Here is a 15,040-nt window from a genome sequence, read left to right on the forward strand (position 1 = left end):
ACATTCAAATACTTTGTGAATAATAATACATAAAACGCACATTAATTACATAAATAGTGTATTTCATAACATGTGCGTTTTTTTAGTGTTCTTCCATACTATACTTTCTAAGAAAGTTGAGGAAGTACAATGAAACGACTAAAAACACTACTACTTGCACTACTCCTAACCATAACCGCATTTACAACCCTTAAGGCAGCGGAATCGTACGATTCACTGGACATTATCAAAGACGTACAACTTGAAGTGAAGCGTGATTCAACAACTGAGATCATCGGTTCAGAAACAATTATTTCTGCCGTTGACACACTAATTATTGAGTTCAAATTTGAACTTGATGATGCCATTAACTACCAAAATAAAATAACGACATTTGTGTTGCCAAGTATTTTTGATCCTGCGAAGACTGTGGAATCATTAGATATCTACAGTGGCAGTGAGTTGATTGCAAGAATCACACGTGAGCCGGGAACCTTGAATATGACAATGACCTTCACGGACAGTGACTTCCTTGTAAACAATTCAAACATCAAAGGTGCGATGCGTTTGCTTACACAAACAGACCGTACACAAATTACATCGCAAGAAAAATATCCAATCTATTTTGAAGGGTTGGGAAATTTCGAAGTTGAAATCGTACCACCCAATCCGGATGGCGAACCAGAAATTGCTTATGCTTGGAAAGGTGGTCAATTGACTGCAGATAAAAGTAATGTTGGCTGGAGTATCTATATCACAGCATTCCAAGACTTAGAGAATCTTGTGATTCGTGATCAACACCTGGGTGGTCAAGAAATTGATACCGATTCCTTTGAGATATCAATTGCCTCCTATTATGTTGGGGATGTCGTAATGTATGAACCCTTGGATGTCACACCGGAATTTGATGGAAATGGTGGCTTCACCATTGATATCGGTACGGTATATTATGATGGAAAACTCAATGGAGGACCCGCAATTTCTTCAGAAGTTCATGAACAAAAAAGAGATGGCGTGCGTGTTCGCTATAAAACAAAAATTACAGAAGAGCAAGACACTTACGACAACAAAGTCGAGTTCTCCGCAACCCAATTGGGAAGTGATGTTCGCGATATGACCTCCGTTGTTTATAGTGGTGGGGGTGCCATTGCTGGTGAAACACGTAGCATTGTCATCTTAAAAGTAGATGGAGATACGAATGCTGCCCTAATAGGCGCACGTTTCAACATTGAAAAGTACAATCCAACATCCCAAACATGGAGTCTGTACCGTTCAAATCTTGATGTTGAAAGTGTCAATGGATTACAAGTCGATTTAATGACATTTGGAACCTATCGTTTGGTTGAAACACAAGCACCCGATGGTTATATGCTTGATGAAACGCCATTCGATCCATTTGTTATCGATGCAACCATAGTAGAAGGAACGCCCTTTGAAGTAATTGTAAAAAACTTTAAACGGGTACCAGTTCAAAACCCTGTATCGATTCACAAGGTAGCAAGTCACAATCAAGAAGGCCTTGCCGGCGCAGAATTTGTCTTGCAAGATGCCGATGATACTGTAATCTATACATTCCCAATTACCGATGACCAAGGCCACAGTATGTTGGAAGATGTTGTTGCTGGAACGTATAAACTCGTTGAAACACAAGCGCCAACAGGGTATACATCACGTGGTTATATCAAGAATGTTACAGTGGTTGATGGCGTTGTCTTGGAGACGATTACCGTTGAAAATACAAAGATTGTCCCACCGACAGTTGTTGTACCAGAGATTGAAGTGCCAACACCAGCGAGTCCAGAAGTACCGACCCCTGTTAGTCCAAAGCTTCCAAGCACAGGCGTTAACAACGTTCTAATTGTAGGTGGATTAAGCGTACTAGCACTGGGACTTGGTTTGGTTCTTGTCCAACGTTACCGCAAATACGAAAAATAAATGAATGAATTTACAAAGAACGCACCACGATTGTGGTGCGTTTTTATGCGAATATTAGTATTTACGGCTGCGCTCGTTGCTCAATGCTTTCGCAAGGACTTCAAGAATGTACAGTGCGGGGACTTGTGAAGTTGTATCGGCATATTCAGTACGTTCTTGATTGATATAATACGGAAAGTTTACGTCGGATAAGCGTGCAATGGTTGAATTTGAAGAGTTTGTGATGGATATAATGGTTGTTTTCGATGTGTGGTAGCGGCGCAAGAACTCGATGATTTGACCGGTTTCACCAGAAACTGAGCAGGCAATAATCGCAATTTTATCGTTAATCTCCTTGGGAAAGTGGTTCACAGGGTAGTTCATGGTTTCTTCGATAACAAGTGCCATCGAGAAGAAAGACGAGAAATAATGAGAACCGTATTGGGCGGTGACTTTGGAGGCGCCATTTCCTGCGAAAAGGATTAACTCTTTATCTTTCAATAGCTCAATAGCTTGCGTTAGTTTCTCTTGGAAGGGAGTTTGTGTGGTGTTGGCAAGAAAGTTGATGAGCGTCATTTCATCCGTGGGCGTTACAACGCCGATGGGTTTGGATGCGTTGGCGATAAAGTCCGTGAAACGAAATTTAAACTCAGAGAAACCCGAGCACTCAAACTTCTTACAAAAACGCATAATTGCAGCACTGGATACATGGGCTGCTTCAGCGAGATCGCGGACTGACATAAATTGAATGGATTCAGCATATTGAATTACTGTATTATAAATATCAAATTCTAATTCCGAGAGGTCGGGAACTGTTTTAAGAAATAGCATAAGATCTCCTGTTACGTTTTGTGACGTAGATGTTACATATTACAATAATCATAACATATTTCTGTTTTGATGTTACAAAACATATCTCGGTATATAATGGGCACAAGGAGATGATTCTTATGATGCAATTTATGGAAAAACATGTCGCACCGTGGGCAACCCGGATTGCGAGTCACAAATTATTAAGCGCAATCAGTAATGGTTTTAATATGATTTTACCAATTATTATTGTGGGTGCTTTGTTTTCACTTTTAGTTGGACTGAATGTTGATGCATATCAAGGGTTCTTAGCTGCGACAGGTATTGGACCGGTGATTGCCATAATTCCGCAAATAACGACAAATCTAATGGCGTTGTATGCAGTGTTCGCAATAACGTATCAATACGCCATCAACAAGGGGCATCGCGATGATGCGGTAATGGTTGGTGTATTTGGATTGTTCATGTTCTTTGTGATAACACCAATTACACCTACAGAACTTGTATCTGGACTTACGGGTGCTGTGGATATTCCTGTGTTCACATTTGATTGGTTTGGGGGAACAGGGCTGTTTTCTGCAATCTTAGTCGCAGCGATTGTTGTAAACGTTTATGCGTTTGTAATTCGCAAAGGGTGGATTATCCGTATGCCAGATGGTGTTCCACCAACCGTAGCAAAATCATTCTCAGCATTGATTCCAGTATTTTTACTTACCATTCTGGGACTTGTCTTGAACTACGTTCTTGCCCTTACACCGTTTGAAAACCTTCACCAAGTCATTTACGGAATTGTATTGCTACCTTTGGGTGCATTATCAAACAATCTATTCTCAATGATCTTACTCTTACTACTCATGCACTTGTTCTGGTTGTTTGGAATGCATGGGACGATGATTATGGGACCCGTACTTCTTAGCATTCTTATGCCAGCAACAACAGAGAATATGACTGCATTGGCACAAGGTGCTGCGATACCCAATACCTTTTCCCTGGGATTTATTTCTGTTATTGCCTTAGGAGGTATTGGATCGACCTTGCCATTGCTTGTCGCGATGGTACGCGCAAAGAGTCAACGCTACAAAACACTGACGCGACTTTCTGTTGTTCCATCGATTTTCGGGATTAATGAGCCTGTTATCTTTGGGTTCCCAATTGTCTTGAACCCAACCATGTTCATTCCGTTTATGGTGGTACCAATTGTAAATGCATTGATACTCTTTGTGGCTATTAAAATTAACTTTGTATCGCCACCGGCTTTAATGCAACTTCCTACGGGAACCCCAATCTTTGTTGATGGGTTCCTACAAATGGGGGTCAATGGAATTTTAATTCAAGCGGTCATGTTTGTGGTGGATACAATTATCTACTACCCATTCGGTCGCTTTGCAGATAAACAAGAATATCTATTGGAGGAAAACGTATGATGAATACACCGAAATTTGATGACATTACATCGGCACTCTTTATCCAACCACACCCTGACGACAATGAAATCGGTGCTGGTGGGATGATGGCAAAACTTGTCGACAAAGGAATTCCCGTATATTCGTTGACGGTAACAAAAGGGGATGGGGGAGTGATGTATACAGTCCCGAAGAACTTGCGGAAATCCGTCATCATGAAGCGCAACATGCTTCTGATATTTTGGGAGTAACCTATCTTGGCAATTTGGGTTTCAACAATCAGAATCCTGGAACTGTCGAAGAAATATGCGAAGCCATTGTTGGTGTTATGCGAAAACTGCAAGTACAGACTATTATCTCTGTTGACCCTGCGCTTCCTAATGAAATTCACCCTGCACACTTGCGTGCTGGTCGTGCTGTAATGGAGGCGTTCATGCGTGTCAATCAACCGTATTTTCCATATCATGAAAATACACGTCATGACGATGCTTACAGTGCAACAATCCTGGGTCAGTACTTCACGGATACGGATAATGAAATTGTAGATGTCACATTACAATACGATCGCAAGATCCAAGCCATTCAAGCCCATCAGTCACAAATTGATGCGTCCTTCCTTGGCATGCTCGAAATGTACTACGGTGTCATTGCGGATACAACGCCATTTGAAAGAGCAGAACGCGTAAAATTATTGGGTCATGTTCATACTCACTGCTTTGCCTTTCCAAAAGGAGTGACCTTCTAACCGTCCAACGACGGTTTTTTAATTGTTGATAACGTGAAACGGACTTTTGCTACAGACCATTGCTTTTGAACTCGAGATTTCTTTATACTTAAAACAATGGAGGACGTAACATGTTAGATTTAAAGAAAGTGAATGAAGCAGTTGCTACGGAGCGCAAATCAGTAGTCCGTACGCGAATGGTTACCTTGGCAATTGAAATTACAGTGATAGTGGCGATCGTTGCAATGCAGATACAAGCTCAAAATGTACAGTTTGGGAGTTGGTTTGTATGGGTGATCGTCATCGCTATCGTCCTTTTTGTTAACGAGTCTATTTATGGTGGTAGAAAACGCAACTATGTCTCTAAGGTAAAAAGAATTATCCTCGATACAGTTTTCATGCCGACCTTCGATGATGTGACGTTTTCAGAACATGGTGGCATCAGTATAGAAACACTGCGATCACGCCGACTCGTTGATACAGCCGATAATCAATATGTAAACGACTATCTGTGTGGGAGCCATAATGGTATTCAGTTTACGCGAACGGATGTAAAGACAGAATCGGAAAGTACCGATTCAGAAGGTCACACAACGACGTCCACAGTATTTAAAGGTCAAGTTTATTCCTTTGATTTTAATAAAGTTATCAGCGAGTATGTTCGTGTCAGCGACAAGAATTTCTGGACAGCCTTAGGATTCTTCAAGAAGAATCGCGTAAAAATGGATGATGGTGAGTTTAATGAACTCTTTGATGTAACAACATCAAATGAGCACGAAACCTTCTATGTATTTACACCGCACTTTATGAATCGCTACAAGGCGCTTCACCAAAAATTTGATGGCCGCGCCTGCATGGTAATTGATGGGGCACTGCTTTACCTGGCAATCAACAACAAACGGGATTCCTTTGAGCCCAATGCATTTTCTGAATTGGATGAATCATTCAAGCAAAGTTTGCAACAAGACATCGACATCATAAAGATTGTGATTGATGATCTTGACTTAACCAATGATCTCTTTTTACCCCGATCGCAAACTTAAAAAATGGGTGAAACTCAACAACTCTGTCTTAAAACATAGTATTATTATGAAAAGGAGTGGTATTCATGATTCAAAAAATAGCCCAAGAAACAAACGAACTCTTACTGAAAGTGCTTCTCGATAAACACAGTGAATTGCATTCCTGTGTCGCGGTAGGAACACCGAAACCACTCTCACTTGCATATCGTAAGGATGATAAGTATGTTGGTGGTATAACAGGGAGTATCTTCTATGAACGTCTGCATATTAAGTTGCTGGGCGTGGACGAAGCCTATCGTGGTCAGGGAATTGGTTCCGAACTTGTGAGTGCGGCCATTGCATTTGCGAAGGAAAATGGTTGTACTTCAATTACCGTCTCAACCCTTGATTACCAAGGACCCAAGTTCTACGAGCATTTGGGATTTCAAGAATATGCCATTCTTGAAAATGTACCTGCAAAGGGTTTGAATACTCACTATTTCGTAATGTATCTTTAAGTCTTCGTTCAACGAAGGCTTTTCCATAATGGAGGTAAACCATGAATTCTGAAGCAATACAAAAAGCAATAAGCAACCTTGAAGCATCACGAAACATCCGTGTGCTTTTTGCTGTCGAATCAGGGAGTCGTGCGTGGGGTTTTGAAGGGGACAAGAGTGATTACGACTTGCGTTTTGTTTATGTTCAAGCCTCTGAGAACTATCTCAAAATATTACCAGAGGAATCGGTCATCGACATTGAAGAAACAGATGGCATTGATTATCATGGGTGGGATTTACGAAAAGCGCTCTTTCTCATGCGCAAATCCAATCCGTCCCTACTAGAATGGATTTACTCACCGATAGTTTACGCAACTTCAAAGACTCACGAAACCATGAAAAAAATGGCGAATACCTACTTTAATCCCAAGAATGCACAACATCATTATCTGAGTATGGCAGCATCAAACTTAAGTCATCACTCGACACAGGAAACTGAAATTGAAATCAAACGTTACCTTTATACAATTCGTGCGACCTTGGCAGCCTATGCCATTCATAAAACAGGAACAGTTCCTCCAGTATCGATGCATGAGCTTCTTAAACTCATTGATGACGAACCGATAACTCAGCAGGTCACGAAACTTATCGAATTAAAGAAGACAAACGTAACAACTGTAATGGCGCGTGTTCGTGCATTGGATCAAACCCTTGAGGTCTATCGCGAGACTGTTTTACGTGATATTGATAAATATACGTGCGAAAGTCAATCGTACCAACCGTTAGATGCACTCTTTCAGGAGGTTGTTTATGAAAACGCCGATCGTTAATCGCATTTTAAAAGATAAGGGTTATGATGCCTATGTGGTGGGAGGTGCAGTTCGTGATTTCTATTTGAAAAAGAGTATTCACGATATTGACATCACTACCAATGCAAATCTCACTGAAATCATGCATGTATTTAAAGAATATGCGATTATTGAAACAGGGTTAAAGCACGATACAGTGACAGTGGTAATTGATGGTGTCCCTTACGAGATAACATCTTTCCGCAACGGTGCGCAGTCGATTTCTGAAGATGTACAATTACGCGACTTTACAATAAATGGTCTTGCGTATGATGACGGAATTCTTGATACTGTTGGTGGAATATCAGATCTTGATAATGGGATTATCCGTTGCATCAACGATCCCGTTCAACGCTTCAAAGAAGACCCGTTACGTATTTTGCGAGCGATGCGATTTGCATCGACCTATGGATTCACGGTCGAACCCAAAACCAAGCAAGCAATGCACAATCTTAAATCATTGCTTGATGCGGTTGCCAAAGAGCGCATCCAGAGTGAGTTCACACAAATTCTCTGTGGTGAACATGTCGAAGCGGTATTACGAACATACCGTGATATTGTTGCCGTCATTATACCTGAGATTGAACCGATGTTTGATTTTGAACAATTCAACCCGCATCACATGTATGATGTCTACGAACATACCTTACGTGTCATTGCACATACCAAACCACAACCCATTCAACGGCTTGCAGCATTCTTTCACGACGCAGGTAAACCAAAAGCCTTTACACAAGATATCAATGGCATTGGCCACTTCTACAAACACGAACTCTACAGCGCTGACATCGTTGATGCAGTCATGCGACGTCTGAAATATGACCATAAGACATGGTCAGCTGTAAAGGAGTTGGTCCTTTACCACGATAATATCATTCAACCTCAGAAAAAGTCAGTTCGTAAAGTATTGAATAAAATCGGAGTTGAGCGTTTTGATGAATTGATCGACCTCAAACGTGCTGATAATTTGGGTCAGAGTCCCCAGTATCGTAACAATGAAACGGTGTATCAAACATACCGTGAGATTGCAGCAACAATTCTATCGGATAACGATGCCCTTCACATTAAAGATTTAAAAATTGGAGGTCGTGATTTGATTCGCTTGGGAATCGAACCAGGTCCTCGTCATGGAGAAATCTTAAAGGTACTCCTTGACGCCACAATCAATGAAGACGTAAAGAACACAAAAGAAGATTTAGAAGCTTATGTAACACGCCACTTCCTAACAATAAGTCAGCGTGTAGGAAGAGAGGTCAATGCATGACATTGTATCGAAACAGTATTGCTGTCCAAGGAGAACTCCTGTTTATTTCTGGACAAACACCGCAAGAAGATGGTATTACCCCACTTTCCTTTGCGGATCAAATAGACATCGTTATCAATAAGATTGCCATGATTTTAAAGTCTCACAATCTGGATGTTCATCATCTTGTAAATATGAATATTTATCTGACCCACCGTGACGATTTACCACTGCTTAGAGAAAGATTGTCGCACTTTTTACGCGACACACAGCCTACCATGAGTTTGGTAATTGTTGCTGGTCTTGTCGATGCCCAGTTTAAAGTGGAGATTGATGCGGTTGCGCAATTATGATTACGATTCGTAAAGTAGGTATCAATGATCATGGTGAACTCGCCCAACTTTATCAAGATGTGCGCTTGGAATCATTTCACTGGCAAGACACGGAAACAATGTCTCGCCATGATTTTGTAAAGGATACCGTGGATGAAGTGATTACAGTGGCCATCATTGACGATAGCATTGTAGGGTTTATCAGTGTCTTTGAACCGGAAGGATTTGTCCACCTCCTGTTTATTGCGACAGACCATCAGGGGCAGGGAATTGGGCGTCAACTGATTCAAACAGTTCAAAGCGACTTAGACATGGATTTGAGTCTTAAATGCGTAAGCAGTAACCACAATGCCCTCACAGCTTACGAAAAGATGGGGTGGGTTAGAAAAGAAGAACATGAGAGTCAAAACTATGTACTCATGTCACTGAGACGTGATTAGTATGAACACGAAACAATTAAGCGCTCTTATAAACATTGGACCTGAGATTGAACAAAAACTAAATACCATCGGTGTCAGCGATGTTGAAACATTTCGCTCACGTGGTGTGCATGATGTATTCATCCAACTGAAACAACACTTTCCCAATGTGTGTCTTGTCCATCTGCAGGTATTGCAAGGTGCAATTGAGGGTATTCCATTTAACCAATTGTCTGCCAATACAAAAGCAGAACTCAAATCCTTTTATGATGAAATGTATCGATAACTTCTAAGAGCACCCATCTCGGGTGTTTTTTTACAAAGGTACACTGTGTGTTCGATTCCCCTTGACACCGCAACCCCATGCCCCCTATACTGTAAGAGTATTAACAAAGCCGAATTTAATACCCATAATAAGGTTGGGTAGTATCTACCGACACACCGTAAATGTGTCGACAATCGTGGTGAAAACACTAGATCGTTTTCCCTCGATCTTTTTTATTTGGTTTTTTAATCAATGAAAAGCTGAAGGAGAGGAGAAAACATGGAAAAATTCTTTAAGCTAAAAGAAAATAACACGACTGTAGGTACGGAGGTGTTGGCAGGGGTAACAACCTTCTTCACAATGGCCTACATTTTGTTTGTCAATCCGCAAATCTTAGCGCAAGCAGGATTGCCAGTCAATGGTGTTTATATTGCAACGATTCTTGCTGCTGTTGTGGGGACAATGGTTATGGGGTTATTTGCGAACGTTCCTTATGCACAAGCACCGGGAATGGGATTGAATGCGTTCTTTACATATACTGTTGTTTTAATTGGAGGTTTCACACCCTACGAGGCGTTGGGTCTTGTATTTATTTGTGGTGTTATCAACATCCTTATTACGGTTACACGTGTTCGTAAACACATTATTAAAGCCATACCAGAAACGCTACAACAAGCAATTGGGGCTGGTATTGGACTATTTATAGCTTACATTGGTTTATTAAATATTAATTTCTTAGATTTCTCAGCAGGCGTTCCTGCATTGGCACCGTTTAGCGATAAAAATATTATCCTGGCAATGATCGGACTTGTGATCATGTTAGTATTAATGTTACGCAAAGTTAAAGGTGCTATTTTAATTGGTATTGTTGCAACTACAGTCATCGGTATCCTTATGGGTGTTGTTGATGTATCTGGTGTAGGTCAAGCAACAAGCTATGGTGAAGTATTCAGTGATTTCAAATCAATCTTTGGCGTTATCTTTAGCGGTGAAGGTATTGTAAGTCTCTTCAAGAACCATTCACTCGCTACAATCTTCCCAATTGTCTTTGCATTCAGTCTCACGGATACATTTGATACAATTGGTACATTTATCGGAACAGGACGTCGTTCAGGAATCTTTACAGCTGAAGATGAACTTGCACTTGAAAATGGTAAAGGGTTCTCATCAAAAATGGATAAAGCAATGTTCGCAGATGCGATTGCTACATCCGTAGGAGCAGTCTTCGGAACATCAAACACAACTACATTTGTAGAGAGTTCAGCGGGTATCGAAGCGGGTGGACGTACCGGACTTACATCGGTTGTCACCGCAATCTTGTTCCTCTTAAGTATTCTTATTGCTCCAATTGTTGGATTGATACCAAGTGCTGCCACAGCACCAGCATTAATTATTGTTGGGATTCTCATGAGTGCATCATTTGCTGATGTTAACTGGGTTGACTTCGAAGAAGCAATTCCAGCATTCTTCACGGTTGTGATGACAGTCTTAACATACAGTGTATCCAACGGACTTGCATTTGGATTTATCTCATATGTACTCGTAAAAGTTGCAACAGGGAAATTCAAAGACATTCATCCAATCGTTATCGTTTCAAGTTTATTGTTTATTATAAACTTCGTCATTGAAGCGCTGTAGAATTGTAAAATTACTTTCGAAAGAATACCGCCACTGTGACGGTATTCTTTTCATTTTTAAAGTATTAGTGATTGGCAAGTTCGGTAGTGTTTTTCAATTGTTTGTCGAAAAGTACAACAATCGTGAACATTACCCTAAAGAGTCCCGCAATATCTTGTGATAATATGTCATTGAGAGGTGAGATTATGAAAAAAAATCCATTATTTTTACTAAATAACAAGCGTCCTGTCGGTGTCTATTCGGCATGTACAGCCAATGATCTTGTTATCGAAGCAACACTTGAATTTGCGAAAGAGCACAATTCACCCGTCGTTATTGAAGCAACAGCAAACCAAGTTAACCAATTTGGTGGTTATACAGGGATGAAGCCAATTGACTTCAAGAACTTTGTATTTGAACTTGCTGATAAAGTAGGTTATGACAAGAAACGCATTATCTTAGGTGGAGACCACTTAGGACCGCTAACATGGACAGACTTAAATGAAGACGAAGCCATGAAGAATGCAGTACAACTTGTTTATGATTATGTTCGTTCAGGATTCACAAAAATCCACTTGGACACATCAATGCGCGTGGCTGATGACAGCACAAACGAAGCATTATCCAATGAGACCATTGCCCGTCGTTCTGCGATGATGGCAAAGGCATGCTTGGAGGCATACGATGCACTGCTTGCTGAGGATCCAGAAGCAATCTTCCCAGCATTCATTATTGGTAGTGAAGTTCCAATCCCAGGTGGCGCACAAGAAAAAGAAGAAACACTGGCAGTTACAAGCCCAGCTGACTTCAAAGAAACATACCGCGTATTCAAAGAAGTATTCGCAGCACATGATGTTGAGAAAGTATTTGACTCCGTAATTGGTATTGTTGTTCAACCGGGTGTTGAGTTTGGAGATGAGGACTTGTTCCAATACAACCGTGCGAATGCAAAAGAACTGACCGATACATTAAAGAATGAGTTTGATTCATTCGTATTTGAAGGACACTCAACAGACTATCAAACACCAGAACATTTAAAAGAGATGGTTGAAGATGGAATCACAATTCTTAAAGTCGGACCTGCATTGACATTCGCCCTACGCGAAGCACTCTTTGCACTCTCACACATTGAAGATCAAATTTGTGAACGTCCATCACACTTCATTCAAGTGCTCGAAGATACGATGTTAGAACACCCAGGCAATTGGCAAAAACACTACCATGGTACTCCAGCAGAACTATGGATTAAACGTAAGTACAGCTACTCAGACCGTGCACGTTACTACTTGCCAATTCCAGAGGTCCAAGAAAGCATTAATACATTGGTTGAAAACTTAACAGCAACACCAATTCCAATGACCATGCTCTCACAATACATGCCATACCAATACCGTCGCATTAAAGAAGGTATCATTAAAAACAGTCCACTCGACTTAATCAAAGATTATGTCAAACTGTATCTCGATGATTACCAATATGCAACGAATGTTCAAAATTTAGAGAAGTAAACTTTAGGGAGTCAAGTCTATCTTAACGATAAGCTTGACTCTTTTATCTATTTTACATTCAAATCTACAATATATAATTGAGAAATAGAGATTGAAAATTAGACAAGAAAAAGGCCCGTCCCCAGACGAGCCTTTTGTGTATACGTTTAGAAAGGAGAGCTTTGTCTTACTTATTCAGCTTTAGGTGCTTCCGTTGCGTAGTCATACCATTTGAGCAATGGGTTATAACCACCTGGAATTGCTTCCCCTGTTTCAGGGTTTGTTGCTTTTGAATCACCAGCTAAGATACCTGTTGCAGTACCGAAGATACCGATTACTAAGAGTAATACGATACATTTTGTTGGTGACCAGTTGCGTTTCTTGAGTAAGAAGTACATCAAGAGTGTTAATGCTAATGGAACTAACTTAGGTAAGATACCATCAAGTGTTTGTTGGATGTTTGTTACCAAACTACCGTTAACAAATGAGATACGGATTGCTGTACCACCGAAGATTGATGTCATCGCACCAACGATAAATACCCCTAAGATACCTGCAGCACGTGTGAACTCTTTAGCATTTTTAGTAAAGACATCAATAGCGCTTGCTCCAAGTTTGTATGACATATTCATCAGCCAGAAGCGAAGTACGAATTGTACAACGTTGAAAATTACTAAGAATAGAATAGGTCCCATGATTTGCTCGTTAATCGCCATATTAGCGGTAATACCAGCTGTGATAGGAACTAATGTCATCCAGAATAACGCATCACCAATACCGCCTAATGGACCCATGGCAGCAACACGTACCGCACGGATTGTTGGGATATCAGCTTTTTGTTGTTCTAGGTTTAATACGATACCCATAACGAATGTTACTAAGAATGGGTGAGTGTTAAAGAATTCAAGGTTATGACCCATTGAGGCAGCCAAGTCTTCTTTGTTTGTATGGATCTTTTCAAGTCCAGGTAAGATACCGTATAGCCATCCTGCTGCTTGCATACGCTCATAGTTAAATGATGCTTGCAAGAAGAGGGAACGCCATACCATTTTGTTTAATGTTTTCTTATCCAGTGGTTTGGCTGGAGTCAGGTCTTTGTAATGTGTTACGTTAGATTCCATCTTCATCACCTCCACCGAAGTTACCGCCCGTTAAGCCGGACATTTTTGTATTCATTTGGAAATCGTAAATGGCAATTGCGCCACCGATCATTGAAAGAATTAAGAGTGCTGCTCCACCAAGTCCTGGAACCATATTTACAATTGTTGCAAATGCGAATCCAAGGAAGTAGAAGCCCCATAGTTCTCCCGATAACATAATTTTCATTAAGATACCGAAACCAACATATTTCATCATACCACCAGCAACATCAAGTCCAGCCATTAACCAGCTAAGGTTATAGGATGCTTTTGCAAGTTGATCACCGATAAGTTGTCCTGATAACATTCCAACTAAGATGATAACTGCGAACAATGAGCCAAGAATAGCCATTGATAAGTAGTTGATTTGTGCAATACCTTTAGGGTTAGCATTTTTTGCATGTTTGTCAGCAACAGCCATGATTGGTGACATTAAAGTAAATGTCAATGTAACAGCATATTGTCCAAGTAAAGCAAATGGAACTGCTAATCCAACAGCAGTATTAGGAGCCATATTTGATGAGACAGCAAATACAGTAGCCATAATACCACCGATAATGACGTTAGGTGGTTGAGCTCCACCTACAGGCATACTACCGATTGAAATCAATTGGTAGGTTCCCCCGACGATCATCCCTGTACCAGGTGCGCCTAGAATTGCTCCAACAACAGTACAGAGTACGATTGGTTGGTACAGTGATTCTAAGAAACTAAACTGGTCAATCGCGGCAATAAATGTCACGATCATAACTAGGATAATCTGAATGATTGTAAAATCCATGTGATTCATTCCTCCTATATATTATTTGAAGAGCTTTTCAATGTCCTCAGAAGCATTTTGCGGAACACGACGAATTTCTAATTCGACTCCGAGATCTCTGAGTTTTTTGAACGCTGCGACATCTTTGTCATCAACAGCAACAGAGGTAGCGACCTGGCGTTTTCCTTCCGCCATGTGCATATTACCAATATTTACCTTTTTGATGGGTACTCCACCTTCAACAAGTTTTAGTACGTCTTCTGGTGTTTCACAAATGATAAAAATCATTTGACGATCAGATGCCTTGTGAATTGTTTCGATTGTTTTTTGGATTGTCCAATAACGAGTTTGAGCATAACCTGGAGCGGCCATGTCCATTAATCCCTGACGCATTTTATTGCCAGCGACCTCATCATTTGCAACTAACAGTAAGTTTGCTCCAACGACCCCTGACCATTGAGTAGCGACTTGTCCATGAATCAAACGATTATCAATTCGTGTTAATACAATATTTGGCATACGAGTTCTCTCCTTTCTGAACTATAAGAGATGTAAGCGCTCTTACATTATTATAATATCGCAATAGAAATCATAATGATTTG

The 15,040-nt window shown here is 40.6% G+C and carries 15 protein-coding genes, 1 pseudogene and 1 riboswitch; of the genes and pseudogenes, 12 read left to right on the forward strand and 4 right to left on the reverse strand.

All coding sequences use genetic code 11. The features are described from left to right. The first annotated feature begins 129 nt into the window (after positions 1-129). The gene (locus tag G7062_RS02540) at positions 130-1,914 is read left to right on the forward strand and encodes a SpaA isopeptide-forming pilin-related protein (protein WP_166064357.1); all 1,785 of its coding nucleotides are present in this window, start codon (positions 130-132) and stop codon (positions 1,912-1,914) included. Positions 1,915-1,968: 54 nt separating this feature from the next. On the opposite strand, the gene G7062_RS02545 is transcribed toward G7062_RS02540, so the two are convergent. Next, positions 1,969-2,724 (reverse strand): MurR/RpiR family transcriptional regulator, encoded by a 756-nt coding sequence (locus tag G7062_RS02545; protein ID WP_166064358.1) that lies wholly within the window; start codon positions 2,722-2,724, stop codon positions 1,969-1,971. Positions 2,725-2,843: 119 nt separating this feature from the next. Here G7062_RS02545 and G7062_RS02550 point away from each other — a divergent pair, with 119 nt between their 5' ends. The 11 genes and pseudogenes from G7062_RS02550 (at position 2,844) to G7062_RS02605 (ending at position 12,560) form a co-directional block, all read left to right on the forward strand. Then, on the forward strand, positions 2,844-4,127 hold the full coding sequence (locus G7062_RS02550) for a PTS sugar transporter subunit IIC (RefSeq protein ID WP_166064359.1): 1,284 nt from the start codon (positions 2,844-2,846) through the stop codon (positions 4,125-4,127). Positions 4,128-4,213: 86 nt separating this feature from the next. Then, a pseudogene (locus tag G7062_RS02560) lies at positions 4,214-4,851 on the forward strand (PIG-L deacetylase family protein). 110 nt (positions 4,852-4,961) lie between these two features. Next, the gene (locus tag G7062_RS02565; protein ID WP_166064361.1) at positions 4,962-5,873 is read left to right on the forward strand and encodes a DUF3137 domain-containing protein; all 912 of its coding nucleotides are present in this window, start codon (positions 4,962-4,964) and stop codon (positions 5,871-5,873) included. A 65-nt stretch (positions 5,874-5,938) separates the two neighbouring features. Further along, complete coding sequence (locus G7062_RS02570; RefSeq protein ID WP_166064362.1) at positions 5,939-6,349, forward strand: GNAT family N-acetyltransferase; 411 nt, start codon at positions 5,939-5,941, stop codon at positions 6,347-6,349. Positions 6,350-6,390: 41 nt separating this feature from the next. Continuing rightward, positions 6,391-7,158 carry a nucleotidyltransferase domain-containing protein gene (locus G7062_RS02575; protein WP_166064363.1) on the forward strand — a complete coding sequence of 256 codons (768 nt, stop codon included), beginning with the start codon at positions 6,391-6,393 and terminating at the stop codon, positions 7,156-7,158. Beyond that, positions 7,139-8,440, forward strand: a complete 1,302-nt coding sequence (locus G7062_RS02580) for a CCA tRNA nucleotidyltransferase (protein ID WP_166064364.1) — start codon at positions 7,139-7,141, stop codon at positions 8,438-8,440. Before G7062_RS02575 ends, G7062_RS02580 begins: the two co-directional genes overlap by 20 nt. Next, a complete protein-coding gene (locus tag G7062_RS02585) occupies positions 8,437-8,772 on the forward strand; it encodes a RidA family protein (protein WP_166064365.1) in 336 nt (111 codons plus the stop codon). Before G7062_RS02580 ends, G7062_RS02585 begins: the two co-directional genes overlap by 4 nt. Continuing rightward, positions 8,769-9,191 (forward strand): GNAT family N-acetyltransferase, encoded by a 423-nt coding sequence (locus G7062_RS02590; RefSeq protein WP_166064366.1) that lies wholly within the window; start codon positions 8,769-8,771, stop codon positions 9,189-9,191. Before G7062_RS02585 ends, G7062_RS02590 begins: the two co-directional genes overlap by 4 nt. Position 9,192: 1 nt before the next feature. Continuing rightward, on the forward strand, positions 9,193-9,456 hold the full coding sequence (locus G7062_RS02595) for a TfoX/Sxy family DNA transformation protein (RefSeq protein WP_166064367.1): 264 nt from the start codon (positions 9,193-9,195) through the stop codon (positions 9,454-9,456). A gap of 91 nt (positions 9,457-9,547) precedes the next feature. After that, a riboswitch (purine riboswitch) is annotated at positions 9,548-9,650 on the forward strand. Between the two features lie 64 nt (positions 9,651-9,714). Then, positions 9,715-11,073 carry an NCS2 family permease gene (locus tag G7062_RS02600; RefSeq protein ID WP_166064368.1) on the forward strand — a complete coding sequence of 453 codons (1,359 nt, stop codon included), beginning with the start codon at positions 9,715-9,717 and terminating at the stop codon, positions 11,071-11,073. Between the two features lie 185 nt (positions 11,074-11,258). Then, entirely contained in the window at positions 11,259-12,560 is a 1,302-nt protein-coding gene (locus tag G7062_RS02605; protein ID WP_166064369.1) for a class II D-tagatose-bisphosphate aldolase, non-catalytic subunit, read from the forward strand. A 170-nt stretch (positions 12,561-12,730) separates the two neighbouring features. Here the strand turns inward: G7062_RS02605 and G7062_RS02610 are convergent, their stop codons facing one another. The 3 genes from G7062_RS02610 to agaV are packed head-to-tail and all read right to left on the reverse strand — an operon-like array spanning position 12,731 to position 14,957. Continuing rightward, positions 12,731-13,660 carry a PTS system mannose/fructose/sorbose family transporter subunit IID gene (locus G7062_RS02610; RefSeq protein ID WP_166064370.1) on the reverse strand — a complete coding sequence of 310 codons (930 nt, stop codon included), beginning with the start codon at positions 13,658-13,660 and terminating at the stop codon, positions 12,731-12,733. Continuing rightward, the gene (locus tag G7062_RS02615) at positions 13,650-14,459 is read right to left on the reverse strand and encodes a PTS sugar transporter subunit IIC (RefSeq protein ID WP_166064371.1); all 810 of its coding nucleotides are present in this window, start codon (positions 14,457-14,459) and stop codon (positions 13,650-13,652) included. Before G7062_RS02615 ends, G7062_RS02610 begins: the two co-directional genes overlap by 11 nt. 21 nt (positions 14,460-14,480) lie before the next feature. Beyond that, the gene (gene agaV / locus G7062_RS02620; protein WP_166064372.1) at positions 14,481-14,957 is read right to left on the reverse strand and encodes a PTS N-acetylgalactosamine transporter subunit IIB; all 477 of its coding nucleotides are present in this window, start codon (positions 14,955-14,957) and stop codon (positions 14,481-14,483) included. Positions 14,958-15,040 lie beyond the last annotated feature (83 nt).

The organism is Erysipelothrix sp. HDW6C, from assembly GCF_011299615.1.
In the GTDB taxonomy this organism is placed as follows: domain Bacteria; phylum Bacillota_I; class Bacilli_A; order Erysipelotrichales; family Erysipelotrichaceae; genus Erysipelothrix.